Genomic DNA, 26,299 nt, shown 5'->3' with positions numbered 1-26,299 from the left:
CGCACCCCCCAAGGAACTCCTCATGCCCACCGTGCACCGCAAACCGTTCGGCCGCGCCCACGGGCAGAGCGAGATCGACCTCTGGACCCTCGACTCCGGCACCGGCGTCCGGGCCGAGATCCTCACCTACGGCGGTGTCCTGCACAGCCTCACCGTGCCGGACACCGCGGGCAGCCCCGGCCCGGTCGTCCGCTCGCTGCCCGCGCTCGACGACTACACCGACGAGAACCCCTACTTCGGGGCCGTCGTCGGCCGGTACGCCAACCGCATCGCCCACGGCCGCTTCACCCTCGACGGGACCACGTACCACATCCCCGCCAACGACCGGGGCCACGCCCTGCACGGGGGCTTTGACGGCTTCCACACCAAGATCTGGAAGGCCACCGGGGACCGTACCGACACCACCGCCGTCCTCCGGCTCACCCTGCACAGCCCCGACGGCGACATGGGCTTCCCCGGAGCGCTCGACGTCACCGCCACCTACACCCTGGACACCACCGGGACCCTCGCCGTCGACTACCGGGCCGTCACCGACCGGCCCACCGTCGTCAACCTCACCAACCACTCCTATCTCAACCTCGGCGACGACGACATCCTCGGCCACACCCTCCAGGTCGACGCGGACGCCTACCTCCCCATCGACCCCGGCTCCATCCCCGAAGGCCCGCCCGCCCCGGTGGCCGGCACCCCGTTCGACCTCACCACCCCGCAGCCGCTGGGCGGACAACTCGCCCTGGCACACCCCCAACTCGCCCTGGCCGGCGGCTTCGACCACTGCTGGGTCCTGCGCCCCGCCGCCCCCGGGGCCCTGCGCCGGGGCGCCCGCCTCACCGCCCCCGGCGACCTGCGGACCATGGAGCTCTGGACCACCGAACCCGGACTCCAGGTCTACACCGCCAACCAGCTCGACGGCACGTTCACCGACGGCACCGGCCGCCGCCACCACCGCCACGGATCGCTCTGCCTGGAGACCCAGCACCTGCCGGACTCGCCCAACCGCCCCGGCCACCCCACCACCGTGCTGCGCCCCGGCGAGACCCTGCGCAGCCGCACCGAATGGCGCTTCCCGCACCTGCGGCGCCGCGGATAACCGGTTGCGGCCCCCGGCGGCCCCCTGATCTACTCCGGCAGTCCGCCGGTACGACGACCCAGGAGTCCTGACATGCGCCGAGCTTTCGTGTTCCTCCCGACAGAAACTGACCTTTCTCTCAAGGACATGAAGCTCCGTGCACACGTTGAACCTGGGAATCCTGGCGCATGTCGACGCCGGTAAGACAAGCCTGACCGAGCGGCTCCTCCACACCGCCGGAGCCATCGACGCCCTCGGCAGCGTCGACGACGGCAGCACACGGACCGACTCCCTCGCCCTGGAGCGCCGGCGCGGCATCACCATCAAGTCCGCCGTCGTCTCCTTCACCCTCGGCGCCACCACGGTCAACCTGATCGACACCCCCGGCCACCCGGACTTCATCGCCGAGGTGGAGCGGGTCCTCGGCGTGCTCGACGGCGCCGTCCTGGTCGTGTCCTCGGTGGAGGGCGTCCAGGCGCAGACCCGCGTCCTGCTCCGCACCCTGCGCCGGCTGCGCATCCCGACCCTGCTGTTCGCCAACAAGACCGACCGGCCCGGCGCCCGCTACGACTCGCTGCTGACGAGCATCACCGAACGGCTCTCCCCGGACATCGTCGCGATGGGCTCCGCCCAGGGCCTCGGCACCCGCTCCGCGACGAGCACCCCGTTCACCGGGGCCGATCCCGGATTCACCGATGTGCTCACCGACCTGCTCACCCGGCACGACGACGAGCTGCTGAGCGTGTACGTCGACGATCCGGCGGGGCTTACCCACACCCGGCTCCTCGGAGCACTGGCCGAACAGACCGCCCGGTGCCTCGTCCACCCGGTCTTCTTCGGCTCCGCCGCCACCGGCGCGGGCATCGACGCCCTGGTCGGCGGCATCACCGGACTGCTGCCCGCCGCGACGGGGGACCCGGGGGCGCCGGCCCGGGGCACGGTGTTCAAGATCGACCGGACCGCGAACGGCGAGCGGACCGCGTACGTCCGCATGGTGGAGGGGGCCGTGCACGCCCGCGAGGTGCTGCGCTTCCGCAGCCCGGACGGTCAGGAGGGCGAAGGCAAGGTCTCGGCGGTCAGCGTCTTCGAGGACGGTGGTGAGGTGCCGGTGCCGGCCGTCCGCGCCGGGCGGATCGGCAGGCTGAAGGGGCTGACCGGCATCCGGATCGGCGACAGCGTCGGCGCGGACCGGGCGGAGGCCAGGCACCGCCACTTCGCCCCGCCGACGCTGGAGACCGTCGTCGTACCGCGACGCCCCGAGGACCGGGGCGCCCTGCACGCCGCGCTCGGCCGCCTCGCCGAACAGGACCCGCTGATCGCCGTCCGCCGCGACGACCTCCGCGGGGAGGTGTCCCTCTCGCTCTACGGGGAGGTGCAGAAGGAGGTCATCCAGACGACCCTGGCCGAGGAGTTCGGCGTGGACGTGATCTTCCGGGAGACCACGACCATCTGCCTGGAACGGCCGGCCGGCCCGGGGGCGGCCGCCGAGTTCATCGGAATGGACCCCAACCCCTTCCTCGCCACCGTCGGACTGCGTGTCGACCCGGCACCGTACGGCAGCGGGGTGGAATTCCGCCGAACCGTGGAACTCGGCTCCATGCCGCCTTCCTTGATGCGGGCGGTCGAGGAGACCGCGCGCGCCACTCTGGGTCAGGGAACGCACGGCTGGCAGGTCACCGATTGCGTGGTCACCCAGACGCATTCCGGCTACGACAGCGTGTCGAGCACGGCGGGCGATTTCCGCGGTCTGACGCCACTGGTCCTGATGGACGCGCTGCGCCGGGCCGGCACGCGGGTGTACGAGCCGATGCACCGCTTCCGTCTGGAGGTGCCCGCGGACGCCTTCGGCGCACTGGTCCCGGTCCTCGCCCGGCTCCGGGCGGAGCCGGGACCGCCCGAGGCGCACGGTGCTCTCTGCACCGTGGAGGGCGAGATCCCGGCGGCCCGGGTCCACGAGCTCCAGCGGCTGCTGCCGGGGTCGACCCGGGGCGAGGGGGTGCTGGAGTCCGCCTTCGCCGGCTACCGCCCGGTGACCGGCCCGGTTCCGGACCGCCCGCGCACCGACCACGACCCGCTGCACCGCAAGGACTACCTGTTGCGCACGGTGCGGCGGGTCGCCGAGTGAGCCCCGCTACTTGAGGTATCTGTGCGCCACGACCCCGTCCTGGACGGTGATGCTCCCGGTGCCCAGGTCGTAGTTCTTGCCCGCGTTGTTGTCCCAGGTGCCCGAGCCGTCGGTGAAGGTCGCCTTGAGCCCGCCCGCGTTTCCCGTAAAGGGATCCGGCAGCACCGTCTCACCGGAATGGAAGGGCTGGTGCGGGCGTTCGCACGGTCATGACCTTCTCCGTTGATGTGACCGTGCGCGGCTATGAGCTCGACACCCAGGGCCACCTGAACCAGGCCGTCTACCTCCAGTACGCGGAGCACGCGCGCTGGGAGCTGCTTCGGGCCGCCGGGCTGCCCCAGGAGAAGCTGCTGGCCGACGGGATCGGCCCGGTGCAGCTTGAGGTGACGGTCAAGTACCACCGCGAACTGCGCGGCGGCGAGCGGGTGCGCGTCACCTGCCGGTTCGACTACGGCACGGGCAAGACGTTCACCCTGGAACAGCACATCATCAAGGAGGACGGCACGGTGGCCGCCGAGATCACCGGAGTGGCCGGCGTCCTCGACCTGACCGAACGCCGGCTCGTCCCGGACCCGCGGGGCCGTCTCGCCGCCCTGGCCGGCAACCCGGATCTGCTGACCGGCTGACCGATTGGCCCGGCTGTTCTCCTCACCGGCCTCGACGAGCCGGACTGCGCGACCATCTTGACGGCCTGCCTCCGGGAACGCGCCGGAGGAGCCCGCGCGGGCCCACACCCGAGTGATCCGTGCACGCGAACGCCGCACCCCACGGCGGAACGGGCGAGGGCGAGGTGGCGCATCCCCCGTGAGAGCTACAGGAGCCGTCCTCGCACGGGTGATCCGCGGGAGTCCGCGGATTCCTAGTGTGGTCATCAGGTCGCCGCAGGGGGTGGCCCACTACCGGGGGAGGCCTCCATGGACACGACATCCGCGATACGGCACAGCGCGGGCTCCGGCCCGGGCGAGGACCGCGACGGGAGCGGCGGCCGCTTCGGTCGGATCATGCGGTCTCCGCTCGGCTGGATGGCGGCAGGAATGGTCGGCGTCGGCCTGGTGTCGGGGCTGACGGCGACCGGACCCGGCCCCGTGCCGCTGCTGGGCGCGGTTGCCGCGGTGGCCGTGTACTGCTATGTCATGCGCCGTGTGGCACGACGCTCCACGCCGGAGATCGCCCGGTCCGGGGCTGCCCGTGAGGTGCTGCTGGGCGGCGGGATCGGCCTGGGTTTCATCCTGGTCTCCGCCCTCCTGATCACGGCGTTCGGAGGCTACTCGTTCACCTGGGCCGGTGACGGCTTCGCGTCGGTCCTCCGGACCGCGGTCGTGGTGCAGATCGGCGCTGCGGTCACCGAGGAGTTGTTGTTCCGCGGTCTTGCCCTGCAGGCCCTTGAGCAGCTTTGGGGTAGTCGGGCCGCCATCGTGGTCACCTCGCTGTTCTTCGGTGTCGCCCACCTGGGCGCCCCGGGAGCGAACGCGTGGAGCGGACTGGCCATCGCCCTGGAGGCGGGAGTCCTGCTCGGAGCCGCGTTCTTGTGGCGGCGTAACATCTGGTTCGTCGTGGGGCTTCACTTCGCCTGGAACACCACGGAGCAGCTGCTCGGCATCCCGGTCTCCGGACACCCTCCCGAGGGCCTGTTCACCGTGGACGTCCATGGCTCCGCCCTTCTGACCGGGGGCGGCTTCGGTCTGGAGGCGTCGATCGTGCCCGTCCTCATGGGGGTGGCCATCGCCGCTCCGATGCTCGTCCGCGCCCACCGGGGCGGTGGCATCAAGTCCCTTCGAAGCGGGCCCCGTTGAGCCGGGCCGGTTGGAGGAAACCGAGGTGATGTCCCGTCAGGCGATCTGGAGTCCGCCGCTGCTCCGGGTACCGCTCGACCGGTGGCGGGGGCGGGATGCTCTCGTCAAGGACGGTGTCCTCGCCCTGGCGCTCACCCTGCTGGCCTTCGTGCCGCCGCTGTCCCCGATCGGTGCGCAGATCGGCGATCTGCCCCAGAGGCCGACGGACGTACTGAGCGTCGGGCTGGTCCTGGCCCAGACCGTGCCGCTGGCGGTCCGCCGCAGGTGGCCCGCAGCCTGTCTGGCCGTCATCGCGGGCGCGTTCGCCGTGCACCAGGCGCTGGGCTTCGCGACGACGTTCGCGAGCATGGGGCTGTATCTGGCCCTGTACTCCGCCGGGGCCCACCAGGCCCGCTTCCGTCACGGCCTGGTCGCCGTGGCGAGTGCGGGTTACGCCGTGCTGGCCGTCGTCCTGAACCGTCTCGGCTCCCCGAATGCGCTACCGGACTACCTCGCGTTCTCCCTGGCTCTGGCCACGGCCTGGCTGGTGGGGAGCACGGTGCGCATGCGGCGGACGGAAGAGGCGAAGCGGCGGCGGCTGGCCGTCGTGGTGGCCACGGCCGCCGAGCGGGCACGGATCGCCCGCGAACTGCACGACGTGGTCACCCACCACGTGACGGCCATGGTGGTCCAGGCCGACGCGGCGCAGTTCCTGCTCACTTCCGCACCGGAACGCGTCGGCCAGGGACTGACGGCCGTGAGCGACACCGGCCGTCGGGCGCTGACGGAACTGCGGTACCTGCTCGGTGTCCTGGAGGCGACCGGCGAGGCCGCATCCGCGGACCCGGCGGGCGTGGGCCGGACACCCGCCCTGGGACGGGTGGGGGACCTGGTCGAGGAGACCCGCAGGTCGGGTCAGCCGGTCGAGCTCCGCGAGGAGGGTGAGCGACGGCCGCAGGGCGTGGACGTGGAGCTGGCCGCCTACCGGGTGGTGCAGGAGGCGCTCACCAACGCCTTGAAGCACGCGGCCGGAAAGCCGACACGGGTCCTGCTCCGGCACGGCGACGAGCAGATCGCGATCGTGGTGACCACCGACGGACCCGCCGCCGCACCGGTCGCGGGGAAGCCGGGCCCCACGGGCGGACGAGGGCTGGCCGGGCTGCGTGCCCGGGTGCGGATGCTGGATGGTGAACTGGTGGCCGGTCCCCGGCCCGGAGGCGGGTTCGAGGTCCGTGCCACGCTTCCGTCCAAGCCCCCTCCAGGAGTGACCTCGTGAGCGATACGCCGCCACCGACCCGTGTGCTCGTCTGCGACGACCAGGCGCTGGTGCGGACCGGCTACGTCACCATCTTCTCCGCGCAGCCCGACATGCAGGTCGTCGGGGAGGCCGAGAACGGCCATGAGGCGGTCCGGGCCGCGCGGCTTCTGCGTCCCGACGTGGTCGTGATGGACATCCGGATGCCCCTGCTCGACGGCATCGAGGCGACGCGACAACTGGCAGGTCTCGGTACCGAAGACGCACCGAAGGTACTCGTCGTCACCACGTTCAACGTCGACGCCCACGTCTACGACGCGTTGCGTGCCGGAGCGAGCGGGTTCCTTCTCAAGGACGCGCCTCCGGCGGAGCTGGTCAACGGAATCCGGACCGTCGCCCGGGGCGAGGCCCTGCTGGCCCCCGCCGTCACCCGCCACCTCATCGGCCACTTCGCCCAGCATCTGAGACCGGCCGACGCCTCCCGGCCGGCCAGACAGGACGTCGTGCGTGCGCTGGCCCCCCGCGAGCTGGAAGTGCTCCAACTGATCGCCGAGGGGCTGTCGAACGCGGAAATCGCCGTGTCGATGTACATCACGCCCGAGACCGTCAAGACCTACGTGTCGCGCATCCTGGCCAAACTCGGCCTGCGCGACCGCGTGCAGGCCGTCGTCCTCGCCCACCGGGTCGGACTGGTGCCCGGCACACCGTGACCGCCGGCGCGTGTGCTCTGGTGCTGCGGGTCCGCGTCACGTAGAGGCCGGCGTGGCCGTTGTGGCGCGCATACTCCTCGATCATGTGGGTGAGGACCTACCGGAGCGAGACGGCCTCGCCCCGGAAGTCCACCGAGTCGTCAAGGGACTCGACGGCCTCCGCGGCCGTACGGGAGCCTTCGCAAGCCTCGTGCCAGAACGCGAACGCCTCGCCCACGTCGGCGTCGTCCCCAGGGAAATCGGCGAACCCGCCGTTGATCCTGGGCCAGAGTGCCTTGCGGTCCTCGCCGTTCAGCACCATCCGGAACCAGCTCCGCTCAACCTCGGCCACATGCCGTACGAGACCGGGAAGGGACAGACGCGAGGTCGGAACCGCCTTCTGTCCCTAAGCGCCGGTGACGCCGTCCACGGCTTCGCGTATCAGGTCCGCGTGACCGTTGTGACGGGCGTACTCCTCGATCATGTGGATCAGGATCCACCGCAGGGACACACTGTCCTCGCCGAGGACGGCGGCGTTCTCCTCCGACAGCCTGCCGGGGGCGTCGAGCGGAGCGTCGGCGATCAGCTCACGGCTGCGTTCCACCTCCGTCCGCCAGGTCGCCAGCGCCTCCTCGAGAGTACGGTCCGGGTCGAGGGTGAATCCGAACCCGGCGTGGTCCCCGAACAGCAGCGCCACGTCCTCGCCGGCGAACACGCGGCTGAACCAGTTCCGCTCGATCTCCGCCAGGTGCTGGACCAGGCCGATCATCGTCATGGACGAGGGCGCTACGGCCGCCCTGCGCGCCTGCGTGTCGTCGAGGCCCGCGCACTTCAGCGCCAAAGTGGACCGGTGGAAGTCCAGCCAGACCGTCAGCATGGTGCGTTCGTCGGCGTGCGCGGGCGGGACCGGGCGCCCGTCGAGTGTGGTCGTCATACACGCCACCTTGGCACACGCCACTGACACCGGTCCCCGGCCACGTGGGCACGGCGTTCCGGCCGCCTCGTATGCTGCGCGGATGAGCGATCAGAGGCTGAACTCGCCCGTGGCGGGCGGCTTCGGGGACGCGGCCGGAGCCGGAGTGCCCGCTCCAGGTGGGCGGCGCACGGGAAGGAGCGCCGGGGCGTCCGTACTCGCCACGCTCTGGGTGCTGCTGGTCGCCTGGGGGATCGCCGCCGGCAACACCGGACTCGACGGGAGAACCGCCGGGCGTGGAGCGGCACGTTCCAGTGCTTTGACCGGGAGGGTTTGCCGGGTCCGGACAGGCGAAACTCCGTACGGACGCCTCTGCTGGCGGATAGCGTCATGCACACGGTGAAGGGGGTTCGTGATCATGGCAGAGCGTGCGGTTCCGCCTCGCGTGGTGGCCGCGGAGTGTGTCGCCTCCGAGGCGGGTTTCAAGAAGAGTTGCGTCCCTGAGGTGGGCAGGTTGCTCAGGCTGGCCGCTGCTGCGAAACCCCACGGAGTCATTGCGGAGAGCGGCACCGGCTCGGGCGTGGGTACCGCCTGGCTGCACAGTGGGCTTGGTGCCGGTGCCCGCCTGGTTACCGCGGAGCGTGACGAGGAGCTGGCCCGTCGAGCCGCTGGTGTCTTCGCGGACGACGACCGCGTCAGTGTCCTCACTGGGGACTGGCGGCTGCTTGAGCAGCACGCTCCCTTCGATGTCTTCTTCTGCGACGGCGGAGGCAAGCGTGAGGACCCCGAGGGGGTCGTCGAGCTGCTTGCTCCGGGTGGTCTTCTCATCCTGGACGACTTCACCCCGTCGCCCCATTGGCCACCTCGTTTCGGGGGTGAAGTGGATGAGCTCCGACTGTTCTACCTCACTCATCCAGCCCTGGACGCGACTGAAGTGCTCACAACTCCCGACAGTTCGGCGGTTGTTGCGGCACGCCATCTACAGCCAAAAGGTTTGAACCGTCCCTGCCCACGCCGCGAGGGTTGGTCTGCCGCCCCAAAGCAGGTAGGCGTGCGGCGAGATGGGTGACCGGCCGCCCCGGGGCCATGGGATGCGTACCGCGCGGCCGTACCAGCCGCCTGCCTTCTCCTCCTGCCCCGGTGCGGCCGGGGCAGGAGGAACCCGTGGAGTGTTGCGCGTTCTTGTACGCGGCGACCGCCGTCTGCTCTGACCGCGACTCTGCCTGCATCTTCTGGATGCGCGACGCGGTCGACGGCTCCACCCACCGGTCAGGCGCCGGCGGTGGTCAGCTGGTGCGGTTGTAGATCGCTGTACCGGGGCAGGCGGTCACGCCCGAGCGGGTCGCGCACCCGGTGTACTGGCTGGAGCCGTTCCACCAGGCCCAGCCGCCGATGGTGCGGCCGTTGAGCCAGGTGTACTGGCCGTTGTAGTTGGCGTCGTACGTGCGCAGGCTCCAGTGCACGTGGGCTCCGGTCGCGGCCCCGCCGGCGCAGGTGTCGGTGCCGATGGTGCCGAGCAGGGCGCTGCGGGCGATCGATGTTCCGTTGTAGTAGGTGGTGTTCCACATGTGGTAGTAGTCCGTCGAGAAGCCGCCGGGGTGGATCACTCTGGTCCAGCCGCCTCCGGCACCGCACATCGAGGTCGCCGTCCCCTCCCGGGACGAGCGGACCCGCCCGCTGGCGTTGCCTCCCGCGAAGTCGAGGCTGCTCCAGTAGCCCGTCGAGCCGGTGTGGGAGTGTGCCCCGCCGGTGAGGGTCATGTAGTAGTCGGGCATCCAGGGAAGCAGCAGTCCGTTGGTGTTGGCAGCGGTGGTCCCCACCGACGGCGTCTCCTGCCGCGGAGCCGTCTTGCGCTGGGCGTACGCCGTCATGGTCCGCCGCTCCGCCTTGCCGACCAGCGGAGACGTGGCCACGTGATCGGCGAACTCGCGGTCGCCCTCCAGGCCCGAGACCCATCGCCCGTCCTTGCGGTGAGCGATGTAGAGCCAGCCCTCCGGCTCGCCGTGGTGGGTGCGGGGTGCTTCGACGTACGCGACGCCACGGGCCCAGTCGGCCGAGACGGTACGGACATCGACGACCACCTTGCGGCCCTCATCGGCGAGTTTGGTGACGGCGGCTTTCGGGGGGAGGCCCTTGGCGTCGTGGGACCGGGAGAGGACGTCTGTGGAGACGGCGTCTATCAGCGCCTGCCGACCGGTGCCGAGGCGGTTGGCCACCGCGGGCGGCATCTTCACGGTGACATCGGGGGAAGGCGACTGGGCGGCGGTTGCCGCAGCCCCGGCAGGTGTTGCGGCCGAGTCGCGGAAGGCCGCCGTAGCCGAGGGCGCGGTGGCGAGCAGACCGATGGCGGCGAGGGCGGCGACGGTGGTTCTCACGGACAGCTTGGAGAGCACGGGTGGTGTCCCTTCTGGACGAGAGGGGCCTGACAGGTCGACGGGGACGAGGGCGGGGTGGGACGCGCGCGGTAACGCCATGGGAGAGGATGGACCCTACTGAAATGGCATGTCCGCACCAAGTTCTATGCGCGTAGCATACGGGTCTGTCGGTCTCCCGGAACAGATGAAGTGGCCATGGAATCCGGTCAGATACCGCGCCGAACGATGGAGGTGGTGACGGCCTGGGCGGGGCTGTCTCAGGAGAAGCCGCCACGAGTGCCGGAGCCGGGCGCACACCCCGGGCGGCACCGTGTCGACGGGGCGGGTGACGCCGTCGAGGGCCAGGGACGGATGCGTTGCGGTGAGAGCGCGCCGCCCGCTGCCACGTTCCCGCCGGCTCCTTACCGTCGTCCAACCGCACCACATCAGCTGAGGCCGACGTCCGCCGCCCGGGAGCCGCTGCGCGCCCGGCGCCCCGTCCGCAGGCGGCCGAGGAGGTGCCGGACCGGGCGGATCACATCGGGACGGCGGGACGGTGGACGCCCGGGAGGGCGTCCACCGTCGTCGGCCGTATGCGTGCGCGCCCGGTCAGGCGGCGGTGCCCACGACCAGATGGTCGCCGGGGATGCCGGCCTTGCCCGGCGCGTAGTAGTCCTTGATCCCGGCGACCCACGTCTCCACCCGGATCCGGTCCCCGTCGTTCGGCTCGAAGGCGTCGAAAAGCGCGTTGATGTTCGCGGGCTCGAACCCGATGGCCGTCATCAGCGCCATGAACAGTGGGCGCTCGATCAGACCGTCGCCGTCCGGGTCGCCGAGGGCGGCCAGTGCCTCGGCGAACACCCCGACGGTCGCGTCGAACCGCTCCGGCGACAGCACGCAGGCGGTGAACTCCTCGAAGCTGACCTCGCCGTCGCCATCGGCGTCGAGCTCGGTGCGCAGCGTCGTCCAGTACCGCCGGAACGCCGCGCGCATCGCGTCCTGGGCCGCCCGGTCCGACGCGTGCGCCTCGCGGACGACGCGGTCGGCCATGAGATCGAAGTCGTCCGCCTCCAGGACGCCGTTGGCGTTGGCGTCGAACAGGGAGAAGACGAGCGTGGCCCGCCTGGTGGCCTCAATGCCCATGAATCCGTCACCTTTCTCCGCATGTCACGTTCCCTCCGGCCGCGGCCCGGTGCCCGGTCGGCCCACCCACTGTCCGCCGAGAAGCGGTGTACGCGCCGAAAGCCGTGGTTCTTTCACCTGAAGGACGTAACTGACCTGCGTAAACGTCAAGTTGAGGCAGAAGCCGGGGCTCGTTGGATCCGCGCGCCCCCGGCCTCTAGGCTGAGCCGATGCGCACCCCGTCCGCCGCGAGCGGCCCCCGCACGAGACAGGTCCACCATCCATGACCAGGGAGACCCGGACGCTGCCCGCGTTCGCTCCCGGTTCGGTGGACACCCCCTTCGTCATCGCCGGCTACGACGAGGTCGTCACCCACGACACGCTCTGGGACGCGCACTCCCACCCCTTCCACGAACTGCTCTGGAACGAGCGCGGCGCCTCCACAGCGGTGGTCGGCAGCCGGATCTGGACGATCACCCCGACCCTGGGCCTGTGGATGCCCGCGGGGACCCTGCACGCCGGATCGGCGACCGCCGGAACCTGGTTCCGGGCGAGCTTCTTCGGCTTCCGCACCACCGCGTCGATCTCCGCCACGCCGGTCGCCGTCGAGATCACCCCGCTGCTGCGCCTGCTGCTGGAGCGGCTCGGCGAACCCGGACTCACGGCCGCCTCGCGCGCCGCGACCGAGGCGCTGGTGCTCGACGTCCTCGTACCGTCGCCCCGTGAACTGCTCGTGCGGGTCCCGGCCTCCGGTCTGCTGCGCCCGATCGCCGAAGCGGTGCGCGAGGATCCGGCCGACCGGCGGACCCTGGCGGACTGGGCGTCCGTCCTCGGCGTCAGCGCCCGCACGGTCACCCGGGCGTTCACCGCCGAGACGGGCACGAGCTTCGTGCGCTGGGTGGCCGCGGTCCGCGCCCAGCACGCCATCGGCCTGCTGGCCCGGGGATGGGACGTGGAGGCCGTGGCCGAACAGGTCGGCTACCGCTCGGCGAGCGCGTTCGGCGCCGCCTTCCGGCGTACGACGGGACTCACCCCGGGGACCTTCCGGCCGGAATGACCACCGGATCGTGTGTCCGTATCGCTACAGCGCATGTCCTAAACGGTTGATTGCGACAGCCGGGTCGATTCTCATAGGGTGCGAAGGCAAGCCTTACCTAAGCCGATGACGCACGTGCCGCGCACCGATCCCTGACTGCTGCGCACCCCCGGACGTGCGAGAAGCGGCACCCCGACATCCGGAAAGCCGGGTACACACCCATGTCTTCACACCGCCTCCGCCTGCTCGTCGTGGCGGCCGCCCTCGTCTCCGTCTCCGCCTGCGGCGGGACCACCGACGCCGGGAACAAGGACGACGAAAGCCGTTCCGGCGGGTTCCCCCTGACCGTCGAGCACGCCCTGGGCAAGACGACCATCCCGGCGAAGCCGAAGCGCGTCGCGACCGTCAACTGGGCCAACCACGAAGTGCCGCTCGCGCTCGGCGTCGTGCCCGTCGGCATGGCCGCGGCCAACTTCGGCGACGACAACGACGACGGCGTGCTGCCCTGGGTCGAGGAGAAGCTCGACGAGCTGAAGGCGAAGACGCCGGTGCTCTTCGACGAGACCGACGGCATCGACTTCGAGGCCGTGGCGGACACGAAGCCGGACGTCATCCTGGCCGCGTACTCGGGTCTGACCAAGAAGGACTACGAGACCCTCAGCGAGATCGCCCCCGTCGTCGCCTACCCGGACGCCGCCTGGGCGACGCCGTGGCGCGAGATCATCCGGACGAACAGCGCGGCGATCGGGCTGGCCGACCAGGGCGAGAAGCTGATCAAGAAGCTCGACGGAGACATAGCGAAGACCGCCGCGAAGTACCCGCAGCTCAAGGGCAAGTCGGCGATGTTCATGACGCACGTCGACCCCAACGACGTCAGTCAGGTCGGCTTCTACACCGCCCACGACACCCGCACACAGTTCTTCCAGGACCTCGGCATGAAGATCCCCGGCTCCATCGCGAAGGCGTCCGAGGGAACGAAGAAGTTCGCCCTCACCAAGAGCGCCGAGCAGGTCGACGCGTTCGACGACGTCGACATCATCACCGGCTACGGCGACGACACCGGCGAGCTGCTGAAGACGGTCACCAAGGACCCGCTGCTCTCGAAGATCCCCGCCGTCGAGCGCGGCTCCGTCTACCTCCTGCCCGGCACCAGCCCGCTGGCCACCGCCGCCAACCCGACGCCGCTGTCGATCAGCTATGTGCTGGACGACTACGCCGCCGCGCTCGCCAAGGCCGCGGACAAGGTCAAGTGACCGAGCCCGACACCCGTACCCCGCCGGACGCCGTCACCAGGCGTCCGGCGGGCGTGCGCCTGCTGTGGGTCCTCCTCTCCGTGCTCGCCCTGGCCGCCGTCATGGTCGCGTCCGTCGCCATCGGCTCCCGCGACGTCCCCTGGTCCGACGTCGTCGCGGCGCTCGGCGGCGCGGACGACACCCTGGGCCGGGCGGCGGCGACGAAGCGCATCCCCCGTACCGTCCTCGCCGTCGTCATCGGCGCCGCACTCGGCCTCGCGGGCGGCGTGATGCAGGGCGTCACGCGTAACCCGCTGGCCGACCCGGGCATCCTCGGCGTCAACATGGGGGCTTCCCTCGCCGTCGTCACAGCGGTCGCGTTCTTCGGGCTCACCTCGCCGACCGGATACGTCTGGACCGCCGTCCTGGGCGCGGCCCTCGCCGCGCTGTTCGTCTACACCGTGGGAACCCTCGGCAGAGGAGGGGCGACCCCCCTCAAACTGGCACTCGCCGGAGCCGCCACGTCCGCGGCCTTCGCCTCGCTCGTCAGTGCGGTCATCCTGCCGCGCAACGACATCGCCGGAAGCTTCAAGCTCTGGCAGATCGGCGGCGTCGGCGGCGCGTCCTTCGAACGCATCGGCCAGGTCATGCCGTTCCTCGCGGTCGGCTTCGCCGTCTGCCTGCTCTCGGCCCGCGCCCTCAACTCGCTGGCGCTAGGCGACGAGTTGGCGGCAGGCCTCGGTGAACGGGTCGCCGTGGCACGGGCCGTGGCCGCCCTCGGCGCCGTGCTGCTCTGCGGAGCGGCCACCGCCGTCGCCGGGCCGATCGGCTTCGTCGGCCTCGTCGTCCCGCACACCTGCCGGCTGCTCGTCGGCGTCGACCACCGCTGGCTCCTGCCGCTGTCGGCTGTGCTCGGCGCGGTCCTGCTCACCGCCGCCGACGTCGTCGGCCGGATCGTGGCCCGCCCCTCGGAGATCGACGTCGGCATCGTGACCGCACTGATCGGGGCCCCCTTCTTCATCTACATCGTCCGCCGACAGAAGGTACGTGCCCTGTGAGCGCCCCCGTCCTCACCCGGCCGTCGTCCGTCGAGGCCGCCACCCGCCGTCGCCTGCGCGGCGCCTCGCGCCGCCGCCGGGTCGTCCTGGCGCTGCTGCTCCTCGTCCTCGCCGCGTTCGCCGTGACGCTCATGGCGGGCCGGACCTTCTACCCGCCCGGAGACGTGTTCCGGGTGATCCTCGGGGAGCAGGTGCCGGGCGCGTCGTTCACGGTGGGCCGGCTGCGGCTGCCCCGCGCGGTCCTCGCGCTGGTGGCCGGATTCAGCTTCGGCCTGGCCGGGGTCACCTTCCAGACGATGCTCCGCAACCCGCTCGCCAGCCCCGACATCATCGGCATCAGCTCCGGGGCGAGCGCCGCCGCGGCCATCGCCATCGTGACCCTCTCGCTCGGCGAGATCCAGGTCTCCGTCCTCGCCATCGCCGCCGGCCTCGGGGTCGCCCTGCTGGTGTACTCCCTGGCGTTCAGGGGCGGCGTCGTCGGCACCCGGCTCATCCTGATCGGCATCGGGATCTCCGCGATGCTCGACAGCATCACCTCCTACGTCCTGTCCCGGGCCGCCGAATGGGACCTCCAGGAGGCGATGCGCTGGCTGACCGGCAGCCTCAACGGAGCCACCTGGGACCAGGTCGTCCCCGCCCTCGTCGCGGCGGCCGCCCTCACCCCGCTGCTGCTGGGCCAGGCCCGTAACCTCTCCGCGCTCCAGCTCGGCGACGACACCGCCTCCGCGCTCGGCGTACGCGTGGAGCGCACCCGGATCACGGTGATCGTCGCCGCCGTCGGGCTGATCGCCTTCGCCACGGCGGCAGCCGGCCCCATCGCGTTCGTGGCGTTCCTCTCCGGACCCATCGCGGCCCGGATCACCGGGGCGGGCGGCTCCCTGCTGGTGCCCGCCGGACTCGTCGGCTCGTTGCTCGTCCTCGTCGCCGACTTCACCGGCCAGTTCGCCTTCGGCGAGCGCTACCCGGTCGGCGTCGTCACCGGCGTCCTCGGAGCTCCCTACCTCGTCTACCTGATCATCCGCACCAACCGGGCGGGAGGCTCGCTATGACCACGCACCACCGACTGACCGCCGAAGGACTCACCCTCGGCTACGGCGACCGCACCGTCGTCGACTCCCTCGACCTGGCCGTACCGCCAGGCCGGATCACCGTGATCGTCGGCGCCAACGCCTGCGGCAAGTCGACGCTGCTGCGTTCCATGTCCCGGCTGCTCGCCCCCCGGGCCGGCCGCGTCGTCCTGGACGGCAAGGAGGTGCACCGGCTGCCCGCCAAGGAGCTGGCCCGCACCCTCGGCCTGCTGCCGCAGTCGCCCGTCGCCCCCGAGGGCATCACCGTCTCCGACCTCGTCGGCCGCGGCCGCCACCCGCACCAGTCCGTCTTCTCACGCTGGAACGAGAAGGACGACGCCGCCGTGGCCGCCGCCCTGGAGGCCACCCACACCGAACCGCTCGCCGAGCGCGCGGTGGACGAACTCTCCGGCGGCCAGCGCCAGCGTGTCTGGATCGCGATGGCCCTCGCCCAGCAGACCGATCTGCTGCTGCTCGACGAGCCGACCACCTTCCTCGACGCCAGCCACCAGATCGAGGTCCTCGACCTTCTGACCGACCTGAACCGCTCGCGCGGCACCACCATCGTGATGGTCCTGCATGACCTCAACCTCGCCGCCCGGTACGCGGACCACCTGATCGCCCTGGCCGACGGCGGGCTCCACGCGTCCGGCACCCCGGCCGAGGTGCTGACGGAGGAGACCGTACGGGTGGTGTTCGACCTCGGCAGCCGCATCATCGAGGACCCCGTGTCGGGCCGGCCCCTGATGCTCCCGATCGGCCGTCATCACGTCCTCGACCGGGCCGAGGCACTGACCGCCGGGGAGGCGACCGCGTGAACGCGGGGGCGTACGCCCCCTGATCGGCTGACTGCCGTGTGTCACTGACATGTTTCGAAGAGTGACGGGGCACACAGGGTAGGTCGGGTGCCGGGCTCCGGTCCGGCACTCGCCCTTTTCGTCGAAGCGGTCATGGGGAGAACCTCGGTGGAGAACACCTCGGTGCAGAACTCGGTGCAGAACAAGGAAACCGTCCGGAACTGTCCGTTCGACTACGCGCAGCAGCTGGAGTTCGACCCCCAGCTCAGGCAATTGCTGACCGAGGAGCCGGTGTCCCGTATCCGTATGGCCTACGGAGAGGGTGAGGCCTGGCTGGTCACCCGCTACGAGGACGTCCGGACGGTCACCACCGACCGGCGGTTCAGCCGCAGCGCCGTCCTCGGCCGTGACTTCCCCCGGATGACGCCGGAGCCCATCGTGCAGGCGGAGTCCATCAACCTCATGGACCCGCCCGCCAGCAGCCGGCTGCGGGGCCTGGTGGCCAAGAGCTTCACCCCGCGTCGTGTCGAGCAGATGCGCGGCGGGACCCAGCGCGTGGTGGACCGGCTGCTGGACGAGATGGAGGAGGAGGGCGCGCCGGCCGACCTCGTCGCCCGGGTCTCCGCGCCGCTGCCGCTGATCACCATCTGCGAGGCACTCGACATCCCCGAGGCCGACCGCCCCTGGCTCCGGGCTCACGCCATGACCATGATGAACGTCGGGGCCGCGGGCAAGGAGGACGCGGTACGCGCCAAGGCGGAGCTGCGCGGCTACTTCCAGGAGCTGACCGCCGAGCGGCGCCGCTCCCCGGGCGAGGACCTCATCAGCACCCTGGCCACCGCCCGGGACGGCGACGAACTGCTGGACGACGACGAGCTGGCCGTCATGGCGATGGTGCTGCTCATCACCGGCCAGGACACCACGACCTACCAGCTCGGCAACATCGCCTACACCCTGCTCACCCGCCCGGACCTCCTGCGGTCCCTCCGGGCCGAACCGCAGCGGCTGCCCCGCACCCTGGAGGAGCTGCTGCGCCACATCCCCTTCCGCAAGGGCGTCGGCATCCCGCGCATCGCGCTGGAGGACGTGGAGCTCTCCGGAGTCCTCATCAAGGCCGGCGACGTGGTGCACGTGTCCTATCTGACGGCCAACCGGGACTCCGCCAAGTTCGACCGTCCCGACGAGCTGGATCCCGACCGGCCGACCATCCCGCACATGACGTTCGGCTGGGGCGCCCACCACTGCCTGGGCGCACCGCTGGCCACCATGGAACTGGAAGTGGCCTTCTCCACGCTGCTGACCCGCTTCCCGGCCCTGCGTCTGGACGTGCCGCCCGCGGACGTCTCGTGGAACACGACGTCCATCTGGCGTTACCCGCTCGCCCTGCCCGTCACATGGTGACGAGAGCCTCCGCTCCAGAGAACGAGGAGAACCCATGGCGACCCTGTGCCGACCGGCCATCGCTGTGCCCGAGCACGTCATCACGATGCAGCAGACCCTGGACCTGGCCCGGGAGACCCACGCCGGGCACCCGCAGCGCGAGCTCGTCCTGAGGCTCATCCAGAATACCGGCGTCCAGACCCGGCACCTCGTGCAGCCCATCGAGAAGACCCTGCGGCATCCCGGATTCGAGGCGCGCAACCAGGTGTACGAGGCCGAGGCCAGGACCCGGGTCCCCGAAGTCGTCCGGCAGGCGCTCGTCAACGCCGAGACCGACCCGTCCGAGATCGATCTGATCGTCTACGTCTCCTGCACGGGCTTCATGATGCCCTCGCTGACCGCGTGGATCATCAACAGCATGGGCTTCAGACCCGAGACCCGCCAACTGCCCATCGCCCAGCTCGGCTGCGCGGCGGGCGGCGCGGCGATCAACCGCGCGCACGACTTCTGCCTGGCCTACCCCGAGTCCAACGTCCTCATCGTCTCCTGCGAGTTCTGCTCGCTGTGCTACCAGCCCACCGACATCGGGGTCGGCTCACTGCTCTCCAACGGGCTCTTCGGCGACGCCGTCTCCGCGGCCGTCGTACGGGGACAGGGCGGCACCGGCATGCGCCTGGAGCGCAACGGCTCCCACCTGGTGCCCGACACCGAGGACTGGATCTCCTACGCCGTCCGCGACACCGGGTTCCACTTCCAGCTGGACAAGCGGGTCCCGGGCACCATGGAGATGCTCGCCCCGGTGCTCCTGGACCTGGTCGACCTGCACGGCTGGTCCGTCCCGAACATGGACTTCTTCATCGTCCACGCGGGCGGACCGCGCATCCTGGACGACCTCTGCCACTTCCTGGACCTACCGCCCGAGATGTTCCGCTACAGCCGGGCCACCCTCACCGAACGCGGCAACATCGCCAGCTCCGTCGTCTTCGACGCACTGGCGAGGCTCTTCGACGACGGCGGAGCCGCCGAGTCCGCGCAGGGGCTCATCGCCGGCTTCGGGCCCGGCATCACCGCCGAAGTGGCCGTGGGCAGTTGGGCCAAGGACGACCTCCGGGCGGAGGTCGGACACGACCTCGACGGGCTGGAGCTGACCGCGGGCGTTGCGCTGTCCGGCTGAACCCGCTAAGGCGACCGACGGGCGGGGACGAAGGAACGGGTGTTCGCGCTTCGCGGACGCACTTGTTCCGTGACCGGATCCCCACCTCTAGGAGAACGCATGCGCCTGCCCGCCCGATGGGCCACGGCCGCCCTGCTGCTGATCGCACCGCTGATCGGCGCACCCGCCACGGCCTCGGCCGACAGCGGACCGGAAGGGGTCCTGGTGGAGCAGTCCACCCGGGCCGTACCCGGGCAGTACATCGTCACCCTGAAGCCCGAACTCTCGCCGGACACCGTCCTGCGGGAGTTCGGGCTCGATCCGTTGTTCCGTTACGGAAACGCTCTGCACGGCTTCGCCGCCACGCTCACCGCCACCGAACTCCAAGCGGTCCGGGCCGTTCCCGGCGTCCTCGCCGTCGAGGAGAACGCCGAGGTGACCGTCCCCGCGCCCACCGCCGCGAACCTGCTGCGCGCCCCCGCGGCCGGCTGGGGTACCGACCGCATCGACCAGCGCGCCCTGCCGCTGGACGACACCTTCACCACCAAGGCCACCGGCAAGGGAGTGAAGGCGTACGTCGTCGACACCGGGATCGACGCCGCGCACAGCGAATTCGGCGGCCGGGTCGCGAGCGGGTACGACGCCGTCGGGGACGGCCGCGCCGGCATGGACTGCAACGGACACGGCACGCACGTGGCGGGCACGGTCGGCGGCGCGGTGTCCGGCGTGGCGAAGGACGCCTCCCTGGTCAACGTACGTGTCCTCGACTGCGAGGGCCGGGGCACCTGGGCTGGCATCCTCGCCGGGTTCGACTGGGTCGCCAAGGACGCCGAGCGCAGCGGTGTCCCCGCCGTGCTGAACGCCTCGCTCGGCGGCGACCGCTCCACGGCCGTCGACGCGGCGGTCGAGGCCGTCGCCGACGCGGGCGTGCTGCCCGTCGTGGCCGCGGGCAACGACAACCGGGACGCCTGTGACGTCTCCCCGGCCGCCGCTGACGGTGTGTTCACCGTCGGGGCGAGCGACCGGCAGGACCGGGAGACCTCCTTCAGTAACTGGGGCTCCTGCCTCTCGATCTACGCCCCCGGCGCCGACATCGTCTCCGCCCGCCTCGGCGGCGGCACCGTCTCGCTGAACGGCACCTCCATGGCCAGCCCGCACGTCGCGGGCGTCGCGGCGCTCTACAAGGAGGGCAATCCCTCGGCGTCTCCCGCCGCCGTCTCGCGGTGGCTGACGGACACGGCCACCCCGGACGTGCTCTCCGCTCTCGGTCAGGGCTCGCCCGACCTGCTGCTGTACACCGGCGGCCTCTGACGATCCGTCGGACGGCCGGAGGTACGGCTCGTCCGCGGGGCGGGGGAGCGGCGACCGCGCGACGGAATCCGCTGCCCGGCCCGGCCGCCCGGCTGTTGTCGGAACGGTGGACGGTCTCTCATTTCTCTGCAACTCTCTGACGGCACAACGCAAACAGGCCGCAGTACATGCAGAAACTCGTAGCACCTCCACCTACTGGGAGGGCGCGGGCGGCAGTTACCCGAACACCCTCACCGTGAAGCTCGGCTCCACCGCCGACACCGCGAACGTCGTCGTCAAGCTCAGCCCCGACCCCAGCTGGGGGCCGCGTACCCAGCGCATCGAGGTCCTCGGCCGGGAGCAGAGCTCCTCGTCCTTCAACTCCCTTGCGGCCGCCAAGGATTACGCCTTCAGTCCGGCGTCCGGCAACACGGTGGCCATCCCGGTCGCCGCGCGCGTCGCGGACGTCCAGCTGAGGTTCACCGCCAACAGCGGCTCCGGAGCCCGGCAGGTCGCGGAGTTCCAGGTCCTGGGCGCTCCGGCGGCCAACCCGGACCTCCAGGTCACCGGCATCGCCGCCGCACCCGCCGCACCGGTCGAGACGGACGAGGTCACCGTGACCGCGACCGTCCGCAACGCCGGCGCACTCGCCGCCCCGGCGAGCGAGGTCGAGCTGCGCCTTGGCGGCACCAAGGTCGCCACCGCCTCCGTCGGCGCACTGGCGGCGGGCGCCTCCACCCAGGTCGACGCCTCCATCGGGGCCCGGGACGCGAGCAGTTACGTCCGGGGGGCGCTTCCCGATGACAGGGAAGCACCCCTTGTGTATGCAATCCTTGCATTGATAAGTCAATTGTTTGCGCTTCTTACGCTAGTCTTGCGGCATGACGCGACGACTTGCACAGGTTGCCAAGAAGGTTGGGGTCAGCGAGGCCACGGTGAGCCGCGTGCTCAACGGCAAGCCCGGGGTGTCCCGGACCACCCGGCAGTCCGTGCTGACCGCCCTGGACGTCCTCGGCTACGAGCGGCCCACCCAACTGCGGGGCGAGCGCGCCCGGCTCGTCGGCCTGGTCCTGCCCGAACTGCAGAACCCGATCTTCCCCGCCTTAGCCGAGGTGATCGGCGGCGCCCTCGCCCAGCAGGGACTCACCCCCGTGCTCTGCACCCAGACCAAGGGCGGAGTCTCCGAAGCGGAGTACGTGGACCTCCTGCTCCAGCAGCAGGTCTCCGGGGTGGTCTTCGCCGGCGGTCTGTTCGCACAGGCCGACGAGGCCCATGAGCACTACCACCGGCTCGCCGAGCGCCGCATCCCCGTCGTGCTGATCAACGCCCCCATAGAAGGGCTGGACTTCCCCTGCGTCTCGTGCGACGACGCCGTCGCGATCGAGCGCGCCTGGCGCCACCTGGCCTCCCTCGGCCACGAACGCATCGGCGTGGTGATGGGCCCCTCCGACCACGTGCCCTCCCGCCGCAAGCTCGCTGCCGCCCGGTCCGTCGCGGCGGCCACCGGCGGGGAGCTGGCCGAGGAGTACGTCGAGCGGGCGATGTTCTCCCTGGAGGGCGGGCAGGCCGCGGCCTCCCGGCTGCTGGAGCGCGGAGTCACCGGCATCATCTGCGCCAGCGATCCCCTGGCCCTCGGCGCGGTGCGGGCGGCCCGCAGGCGCGGCCTCGGGGTGCCGTCGGAGATCTCGGTCGTCGGCTACGACGACTCGGCGTTCATGAACTGCACCGCCCCCCCGCTCACCACGATCCGCCAGCCCATCGAGGCCATGGGCCGGGCCGCCGTCGAACTGCTCTGCGCGGGTATCCAGGGCGGGTCGGTCCCCCCGGACGAGCTGCTGTTCGAGCCGGAGCTGGTGGTACGGGGCTCGACCGCGAAGGCGCCCCGCTGATCCCGCGGATCGCGGCGCCGTCGCGGCTGCGGCACAGTGGGCACATGGACGACCTCAACGCACTCGCCGAGGAACACCTGACCGCGGCCCGCGCCTCCGCGCACGGCCGCAGCGCCCACCTCCTGCTCCAGCAGCACCCCTTGCGGCAGACGGTGATAGCCCTCACCGAGGGGACGGCGCTCGACGAGCACAACGCGCCGCCCGCCGCCTCGCTCCTCGTCCTGCGCGGCAGCGTCCGCCTTACCGCGGCCTCCGGGGACGCCGAACTGCCGTCCGGGAGCCTGCACCCGATCCCGCAGGAACGGCACGGACTGCTGGCGCTCCAGGACGCGGTGGTCCTGCTCACGGCCGTCAACGACTGACCCGCCCGGGGCGCGCGCTACCGGCCGGGGCAGGGTGTGCTTCGGCCGCGACGTGGCAGGAGAGGATCGAGCGGAGCAACCGTGTCCGGAGACGGACAGGTCACGCCGCCCACCGCGTCCGCCCACGTCCCCGGAGTACCAGCTTGTCCACCCAGACCGCCTCCGCCGCGGAAAGCACCGCCCCCGCAGCCCTGCCCCGACGCTGGGGCGCCGCCCTGCGGCGTACACCGGTCTCGCTGTGGAACGACGACGTCACCGACTGGGCCGCCGCCCTGACGTACTACGCCATCCTCGCCCTGCTCCCGGCGCTCCTGGTCACCGTCTCCGTGATCGGGCTGGCCAACCCCGACGCGACCGGCGCCCTGATCGCCGACATCACCGCGTTCGCGCCGGCCGAGTCCGGCGAGGCGCTGCGCAGGCCGTTGGAGGCGGCGACCGAACAGCGCTCCGCCGTCTGGCTGCTCGTCGCCACCGGGTCCGTCAGCGCCGTGTGGTCCGCGTGCAGCTACCTCGCGGTCTTCCGCCGGGCGATGCACGCCATGCACGGCGTCCGGGACACGCGCCCGCCCCTGCGCCAGGCGCACATCATCGTCGTCTCCGCGATCGGCCTGCTCCTCCTGCTGATGACCAGCGCCTTCGCCATCGTCATGACGGGTCCGCTGGCCCGCTGGCTGGGCCGCCGCATCGGCCTGCCGCACGAGGGGGAGACCCTGTGGGCGGCGCTGAAGTGGCCGCTGCTGGTCTTTCTCGTGGCCTGTCTGATCATGGTCCTCTTCAGTACCGGGCCCCGCTCCGCGCGCGGTGTCCGCCGGGGCCTGCCCGGCGGGATCCTCGCCGCGTTCTGCTGGCTCACGGCGTCGGCGCTGTTCGCTCTCTACGCGACCCAGGTCGGCGGCTACAGCAGGCTGTACGGATCGCTCGCCGGGCTCGTCGTCTTCCTCATCTGGGTCTGGTTCGCCAACCTCTCGCTGCTGGCCGGCGCCCAGTTCAACGTGGAGCTGCGGCGGCCCGAGCCGGAGCGGGAGGCCGGCGCCCACGCCGGGGAGCCCGTCACGGCCGCAGAACGATCCTGACCGGGTCGCCCTCCTTGGTCTCCATCCGTCGCACGGCTGCCACCGCGTCCTCCAGGGGCACGACGTCGGTGATCGACCGGGAGAAGTCCAGCCGGCCGCCCTCGGTGAGCCGGACGAGCTGCGTCACATGGTGTTCCTCCGATCCGTAGTGGCCCAGGACGCGGTGCTGGAGGTAGCTGAACAGGGTGGGGCGGGCGACGGTCAGCGGCTGGTCGGTCAACCCCACCAGCACCAGCCGTCCCTTCGGGGCCAGCGTGGTCAGCGCTTGTTCGCGGGCCGCGGGGACCCCGGCGAAGTCGAACGCCGCCTCCAGGCCCACGCCGCCCGTCGCCCCGAGAACCTTCTCGCGGAACAGCGGATCGGCGGGGTCCAGTGCCAGGTCGGCCCCGAACTCCAGGGCCCGCCGCCGGGCCGCCGGAGCGGGGTCCACCGCGACGACCGGATGCGCGCCCACCGCCCGCAGCAACTGCACGGCGTGCGCGCCGAGCCCGCCCGCGCCCCAGACACCCACGGCCTCCGCCGCCCGGACGTCGCCGGTGGCGGTCACCGCCGCCCAGGGCGTCGAGACCGCGTCCGGGATGATCGCGGCCTGCTCGAAGGGGAGGGCGTCGGGCAGGGCGACGAGGGTCGACGCGGAGGCGAGGGCGTACTCGGCCCATCCGCCGTCGTAGTCGACGCCGCGCGTGTGCGTCCGGCCCCGGCGCTGCTCGCCCGCCTGGAGCACCACCCTGGTGCCGGGCGCCCATCCGGTGACGTCCGGACCCGGCTCCGCCACCGTCCCGGCCACCTCGTGGCCCAGGGTGACCGTGTCCCCCTCCAGGTACAGCGGGCTCAGCGTGCCGTCGACGAGGTGCACGTCGGAGAGGCAGACCCCCGCCGCCTCGACCTTCACCAGCACTTCGCCGGGACCGGGCACGGGCCTGTCCACCTCCTCCAGGGCGAGGGTGCGGCTGGGCAGGTGCAGACGCGCTGCGCGCATGCGTTCCATGACGGGTCCTCACGGTTCGGATCGGCGGCCTGTCGCAAGCCGCCTTGCTGGGAAACGTAGGCCCGGCCTGCCCGGTAAAGCAAGTAGCCTTGCGATACGGTTCGGGGGTGACCACCGAGAAGAGCTCCGCCCCGCTGCGCCGGCGGGGCGAACGCATGCGGCAGGCCGTCCTGGCGGCCACCGTCGACCTGCTCGCGTCGGAAGGACTCACCGGCACCACGGTCGCCGCGGTGGCCAGGGCGGCGGGAGTGCACGAGACCTCCGTGTACCGGCGATGGAAGACGCGCGAGAACCTGCTGCTCGACGCCCTCGGCTCGCATGCCGACGAGGCGCTGCCCGAGCCCGACACGGGGGACGTGCGCCAGGACCTGACCCAGTTGATGTCGGCGGTCTCGGACTATCTCGCCTCGCCGCAGGGCGCTGCCCTGCTCCACCTCGGCGCCGCCCCGGACGCGGGACCCGTCGAGGCGGGACGTCTGCCGTACTGGGACGCCCGGCTGGAGCGGGGCGAGGACATCGTGCGGCGCGGTGTCGAGCGTGGCGAACTGGCCCCGGACACCGACGCCCGGCTGGTGGCGGAGACCCTGGTGGGGCCGTTGTTCGCCCGGGTCCTGCTGACCGGGGCGCCGCTGGACAGGGGGCTCGCGCGCCGGATCGTGGACCTGACGCTCGACGGCGCGCGCCCCCGCGACGGGCGCGGCGCCAACGGCTGACGGCTCCCCGTGAGGCGTTACGGACCCGGCCGTGCCCGGGTGCGCCGTGACGCCGCGAGAGGCCGCCGGGTCAGCGCTTGTCGCGGTATCCGGCGACGATCGGCATCGTCTCGCGCAGCACCCGTACGCCGTCGTTGACCGCGTCACCCAGTCGGTGGCCCTTCCATGTCTCCGTCGCGCTGGAGAACCGGCTGATCCGCCGGCAGTGGTCCCCGCACGCGGAGCGGTACGCCATGATCGTGTAGTGATTGCCGTCCTCGGTGATCCAGCCGGTGTTGTACGGACGGTTGCGGCTCACGCTCATCGAGCCGTCCGTGTCGCCCGCCAGTGTCGTGCGGTCGTGGGCCAGGCCCAGATTGTGGCCGATCTCGTGGCTCGCCGAATCCAGGCGGATGCCGTCGACCTCGACGACCGCGTAGGCGTACTCGTCCGTGGAGCCGTCGAGCACGGGCGTGTAGTCCGCGGTGCCGCCACCCCGCTCCTCCCGGTCCACGACGAGCGTGACCAGATCGGCGCCGTACCGCGCCCGCCGCTCGTGCACCTGGCGTCCGAGCCCCACCGAGTGGTCCTTGAGGACGGCGTGCGCGGCGTGGAACTCCTCCGAGCCCTCGTAACCGTTCGCCGTGTACGGGTGGACGACCCGGATGGCGCCGCAGAGCCCGCCCGCCGCCAGGGACCGGTTCATCCGCGTCGCGATCTCCTGGGCCGATGAGGAGACCCGGTGCTCGCCGCCGGCCCGTTTCGCCGCCTTGGGTGTGAAGACTGCCAGCACGTCGACCACGGGACACGTCGCCGCCCTCACCGCTCCCGCCGCCGGACGTGTCGCGGCCACGGTCGCGGCCGGGGCGTCCGCCGAGGCCGCACAGAGCGATACGCCGACGCCGACGGCCAGGGCTGCCTTCAAAAGGGTCGCGCGCATGAGGAGTTGACTCCGTCCGGAAGGGGGCCGGCCGGGGGCGCCG

General features: G+C 71.6%; 24 protein-coding genes and 3 pseudogenes. 20 read left to right on the top strand and 7 right to left on the bottom strand.

Features of this window, described 5'->3' with window-relative positions:
• Positions 1-22 precede the first annotated feature (22 nt).
• Positions 23-1,090: an aldose epimerase family protein gene (locus D581_RS0107815; protein ID WP_018956677.1), complete on the top strand. Its 1,068-nt coding sequence runs from the start codon at positions 23-25 to the stop codon at positions 1,088-1,090.
• Between the two features lie 136 nt (positions 1,091-1,226).
• Positions 1,227-3,194 (top strand): elongation factor G, encoded by a 1,968-nt coding sequence (locus D581_RS0107810; protein WP_018956676.1) that lies wholly within the window; start codon positions 1,227-1,229, stop codon positions 3,192-3,194.
• Positions 3,195-3,215: 21 nt separating this feature from the next.
• Here D581_RS0107810 and D581_RS1000000139475 read toward each other — a convergent pair.
• Positions 3,216-3,338, bottom strand: a pseudogene (locus D581_RS1000000139475) (carbohydrate binding domain-containing protein); the annotation flags it as partial.
• A gap of 65 nt (positions 3,339-3,403) precedes the next feature.
• Between D581_RS1000000139475 and D581_RS0107800 the strand changes: the two are divergent.
• The 4 genes from D581_RS0107800 (at position 3,404) to D581_RS0107785 (ending at position 6,931) form a co-directional block, all read left to right on the top strand.
• Positions 3,404-3,820, top strand: coding sequence for an acyl-CoA thioesterase (locus tag D581_RS0107800; protein ID WP_018956674.1), 417 nt, complete (start codon positions 3,404-3,406; stop codon positions 3,818-3,820).
• A gap of 288 nt (positions 3,821-4,108) precedes the next feature.
• Positions 4,109-4,987, top strand: coding sequence for a CPBP family intramembrane glutamic endopeptidase (locus D581_RS0107795; protein WP_018956673.1), 879 nt, complete (start codon positions 4,109-4,111; stop codon positions 4,985-4,987).
• 28 nt (positions 4,988-5,015) lie between these two features.
• Entirely contained in the window at positions 5,016-6,242 is a 1,227-nt protein-coding gene (locus tag D581_RS0107790) for a sensor histidine kinase (protein WP_018956672.1), read from the top strand.
• On the top strand, positions 6,239-6,931 hold the full coding sequence (locus D581_RS0107785; RefSeq protein WP_026290310.1) for a response regulator transcription factor: 693 nt from the start codon (positions 6,239-6,241) through the stop codon (positions 6,929-6,931). Before D581_RS0107790 ends, D581_RS0107785 begins: the two co-directional genes overlap by 4 nt.
• Positions 6,932-7,028: 97 nt before the next feature.
• On the opposite strand, the pseudogene D581_RS1000000138925 reads toward D581_RS0107785, so the two are convergent.
• Together D581_RS1000000138925 and D581_RS0107775 are read right to left on the bottom strand one after the other, a co-directional pair.
• Positions 7,029-7,298: pseudogene (locus D581_RS1000000138925) on the bottom strand (mycothiol transferase); the annotation flags it as partial.
• 18 nt (positions 7,299-7,316) lie between these two features.
• The gene (locus tag D581_RS0107775) at positions 7,317-7,844 is read right to left on the bottom strand and encodes a DinB family protein (RefSeq protein ID WP_018956669.1); all 528 of its coding nucleotides are present in this window, start codon (positions 7,842-7,844) and stop codon (positions 7,317-7,319) included.
• Positions 7,845-8,235: 391 nt separating this feature from the next.
• Here D581_RS0107775 and D581_RS1000000139470 point away from each other — a divergent pair, with 391 nt between their 5' ends.
• Entirely contained in the window at positions 8,236-8,892 is a 657-nt protein-coding gene (locus D581_RS1000000139470; protein ID WP_469222335.1) for an O-methyltransferase, read from the top strand.
• Positions 8,893-9,109: 217 nt separating this feature from the next.
• On the opposite strand, the gene D581_RS0107760 is transcribed toward D581_RS1000000139470, so the two are convergent.
• Together D581_RS0107760 and D581_RS0107755 are read right to left on the bottom strand one after the other, a co-directional pair.
• Positions 9,110-10,216 (bottom strand): peptidoglycan DD-metalloendopeptidase family protein, encoded by a 1,107-nt coding sequence (locus D581_RS0107760; RefSeq protein ID WP_018956666.1) that lies wholly within the window; start codon positions 10,214-10,216, stop codon positions 9,110-9,112.
• Positions 10,217-10,786: 570 nt separating this feature from the next.
• Positions 10,787-11,320: an EF-hand domain-containing protein gene (locus D581_RS0107755; protein WP_018956665.1), complete on the bottom strand. Its 534-nt coding sequence runs from the start codon at positions 11,318-11,320 to the stop codon at positions 10,787-10,789.
• Between the two features lie 262 nt (positions 11,321-11,582).
• Here D581_RS0107755 and D581_RS0107750 point away from each other — a divergent pair, with 262 nt between their 5' ends.
• From D581_RS0107750 to D581_RS0107690, 12 genes and pseudogenes are all read left to right on the top strand, one after another.
• Positions 11,583-12,356, top strand: a complete 774-nt coding sequence (locus D581_RS0107750) for a helix-turn-helix transcriptional regulator (RefSeq protein WP_018956664.1) — start codon at positions 11,583-11,585, stop codon at positions 12,354-12,356.
• A 200-nt stretch (positions 12,357-12,556) separates the two neighbouring features.
• Positions 12,557-13,588 carry an iron-siderophore ABC transporter substrate-binding protein gene (locus D581_RS0107745; RefSeq protein WP_018956663.1) on the top strand — a complete coding sequence of 344 codons (1,032 nt, stop codon included), beginning with the start codon at positions 12,557-12,559 and terminating at the stop codon, positions 13,586-13,588.
• Positions 13,585-14,625 (top strand): FecCD family ABC transporter permease, encoded by a 1,041-nt coding sequence (locus tag D581_RS0107740; RefSeq protein ID WP_018956662.1) that lies wholly within the window; start codon positions 13,585-13,587, stop codon positions 14,623-14,625. Before D581_RS0107745 ends, D581_RS0107740 begins: the two co-directional genes overlap by 4 nt.
• A complete protein-coding gene (locus D581_RS0107735; protein ID WP_018956661.1) occupies positions 14,622-15,674 on the top strand; it encodes an iron chelate uptake ABC transporter family permease subunit in 1,053 nt (350 codons plus the stop codon). The genes D581_RS0107740 and D581_RS0107735 overlap by 4 nt, the downstream gene beginning before the upstream one ends.
• Positions 15,671-16,510, top strand: coding sequence for an ABC transporter ATP-binding protein (locus D581_RS0107730; RefSeq protein ID WP_018956660.1), 840 nt, complete (start codon positions 15,671-15,673; stop codon positions 16,508-16,510). The genes D581_RS0107735 and D581_RS0107730 overlap by 4 nt, the downstream gene beginning before the upstream one ends.
• A 147-nt stretch (positions 16,511-16,657) precedes the next feature.
• The gene (locus D581_RS0107725; RefSeq protein WP_018956659.1) at positions 16,658-17,890 is read left to right on the top strand and encodes a cytochrome P450; all 1,233 of its coding nucleotides are present in this window, start codon (positions 16,658-16,660) and stop codon (positions 17,888-17,890) included.
• A gap of 34 nt (positions 17,891-17,924) precedes the next feature.
• Positions 17,925-19,043, top strand: coding sequence for a type III polyketide synthase (locus D581_RS0107720; RefSeq protein ID WP_018956658.1), 1,119 nt, complete (start codon positions 17,925-17,927; stop codon positions 19,041-19,043).
• A 99-nt stretch (positions 19,044-19,142) separates the two neighbouring features.
• Positions 19,143-20,333, top strand: coding sequence for a S8 family peptidase (locus D581_RS0107715; protein WP_018956657.1), 1,191 nt, complete (start codon positions 19,143-19,145; stop codon positions 20,331-20,333).
• 175 nt (positions 20,334-20,508) lie between these two features.
• A pseudogene (locus D581_RS1000000139465) lies at positions 20,509-21,114 on the top strand (CARDB domain-containing protein); the annotation flags it as partial.
• Between the two features lie 79 nt (positions 21,115-21,193).
• Entirely contained in the window at positions 21,194-22,201 is a 1,008-nt protein-coding gene (locus D581_RS0107700; RefSeq protein ID WP_026290308.1) for a LacI family DNA-binding transcriptional regulator, read from the top strand.
• 44 nt (positions 22,202-22,245) lie between these two features.
• A complete protein-coding gene (locus D581_RS0107695) occupies positions 22,246-22,563 on the top strand; it encodes a cupin domain-containing protein (protein ID WP_018956653.1) in 318 nt (105 codons plus the stop codon).
• A gap of 143 nt (positions 22,564-22,706) precedes the next feature.
• Positions 22,707-23,636 (top strand): YihY/virulence factor BrkB family protein, encoded by a 930-nt coding sequence (locus D581_RS0107690; protein WP_018956652.1) that lies wholly within the window; start codon positions 22,707-22,709, stop codon positions 23,634-23,636.
• On the opposite strand, the gene D581_RS0107685 is transcribed toward D581_RS0107690, so the two are convergent.
• Positions 23,614-24,624 (bottom strand): zinc-binding dehydrogenase, encoded by a 1,011-nt coding sequence (locus D581_RS0107685; RefSeq protein WP_018956651.1) that lies wholly within the window; start codon positions 24,622-24,624, stop codon positions 23,614-23,616. The two genes, D581_RS0107690 and D581_RS0107685, sit on opposite strands and share 23 nt — an antisense overlap.
• Positions 24,625-24,779: 155 nt before the next feature.
• On the opposite strand from D581_RS0107685, the gene D581_RS0107680 reads away from it, so the two are divergent.
• Positions 24,780-25,337, top strand: coding sequence for a TetR-like C-terminal domain-containing protein (locus tag D581_RS0107680; RefSeq protein WP_032752608.1), 558 nt, complete (start codon positions 24,780-24,782; stop codon positions 25,335-25,337).
• 70 nt (positions 25,338-25,407) lie between these two features.
• Here the strand turns inward: D581_RS0107680 and D581_RS0107675 are convergent, their stop codons facing one another.
• The gene (locus tag D581_RS0107675) at positions 25,408-26,256 is read right to left on the bottom strand and encodes a M12 family metallo-peptidase (RefSeq protein ID WP_018956649.1); all 849 of its coding nucleotides are present in this window, start codon (positions 26,254-26,256) and stop codon (positions 25,408-25,410) included.
• Between the last annotated feature and the right edge of the window lie 43 nt (positions 26,257-26,299).

This window comes from Streptomyces sp. CNB091, assembly GCF_000377965.1.
This window is presented reverse-complemented; position numbering and strand designations above follow the sequence as displayed.

Bases quoted from the DNA above. Each gene is read 5' to 3' on its own strand.
- D581_RS0107815 (WP_018956677.1), top strand. From the start codon at position 23: ATGCCCACCGTGCACCGCAAACCGTTCGGCCGCGCCCACGGGCAGAGC.
- D581_RS0107800 (WP_018956674.1), top strand. From the start codon at position 3,404: ATGACCTTCTCCGTTGATGTGACCGTGCGCGGCTATGAGCTCGACACC.
- D581_RS0107795 (WP_018956673.1), top strand. From the start codon at position 4,109: ATGGACACGACATCCGCGATACGGCACAGCGCGGGCTCCGGCCCGGGC.
- D581_RS0107790 (WP_018956672.1), top strand. From the start codon at position 5,016: ATGTCCCGTCAGGCGATCTGGAGTCCGCCGCTGCTCCGGGTACCGCTC.
- D581_RS0107775 (WP_018956669.1), bottom strand. From the start codon at position 7,844: ATGACGACCACACTCGACGGGCGCCCGGTCCCGCCCGCGCACGCCGAC.
- D581_RS0107755 (WP_018956665.1), bottom strand. From the start codon at position 11,320: ATGGGCATTGAGGCCACCAGGCGGGCCACGCTCGTCTTCTCCCTGTTC.
- D581_RS0107750 (WP_018956664.1), top strand. From the start codon at position 11,583: ATGACCAGGGAGACCCGGACGCTGCCCGCGTTCGCTCCCGGTTCGGTG.
- D581_RS0107745 (WP_018956663.1), top strand. From the start codon at position 12,557: ATGTCTTCACACCGCCTCCGCCTGCTCGTCGTGGCGGCCGCCCTCGTC.
- D581_RS0107730 (WP_018956660.1), top strand. From the start codon at position 15,671: ATGACCACGCACCACCGACTGACCGCCGAAGGACTCACCCTCGGCTAC.
- D581_RS0107720 (WP_018956658.1), top strand. From the start codon at position 17,925: ATGGCGACCCTGTGCCGACCGGCCATCGCTGTGCCCGAGCACGTCATC.
- D581_RS0107715 (WP_018956657.1), top strand. From the start codon at position 19,143: ATGCGCCTGCCCGCCCGATGGGCCACGGCCGCCCTGCTGCTGATCGCA.
- D581_RS0107700 (WP_026290308.1), top strand. From the start codon at position 21,194: ATGACGCGACGACTTGCACAGGTTGCCAAGAAGGTTGGGGTCAGCGAG.
- D581_RS0107695 (WP_018956653.1), top strand. From the start codon at position 22,246: ATGGACGACCTCAACGCACTCGCCGAGGAACACCTGACCGCGGCCCGC.
- D581_RS0107685 (WP_018956651.1), bottom strand. From the start codon at position 24,624: ATGGAACGCATGCGCGCAGCGCGTCTGCACCTGCCCAGCCGCACCCTC.
- D581_RS0107680 (WP_032752608.1), top strand. From the start codon at position 24,780: ATGCGGCAGGCCGTCCTGGCGGCCACCGTCGACCTGCTCGCGTCGGAA.
- D581_RS0107675 (WP_018956649.1), bottom strand. From the start codon at position 26,256: ATGCGCGCGACCCTTTTGAAGGCAGCCCTGGCCGTCGGCGTCGGCGTA.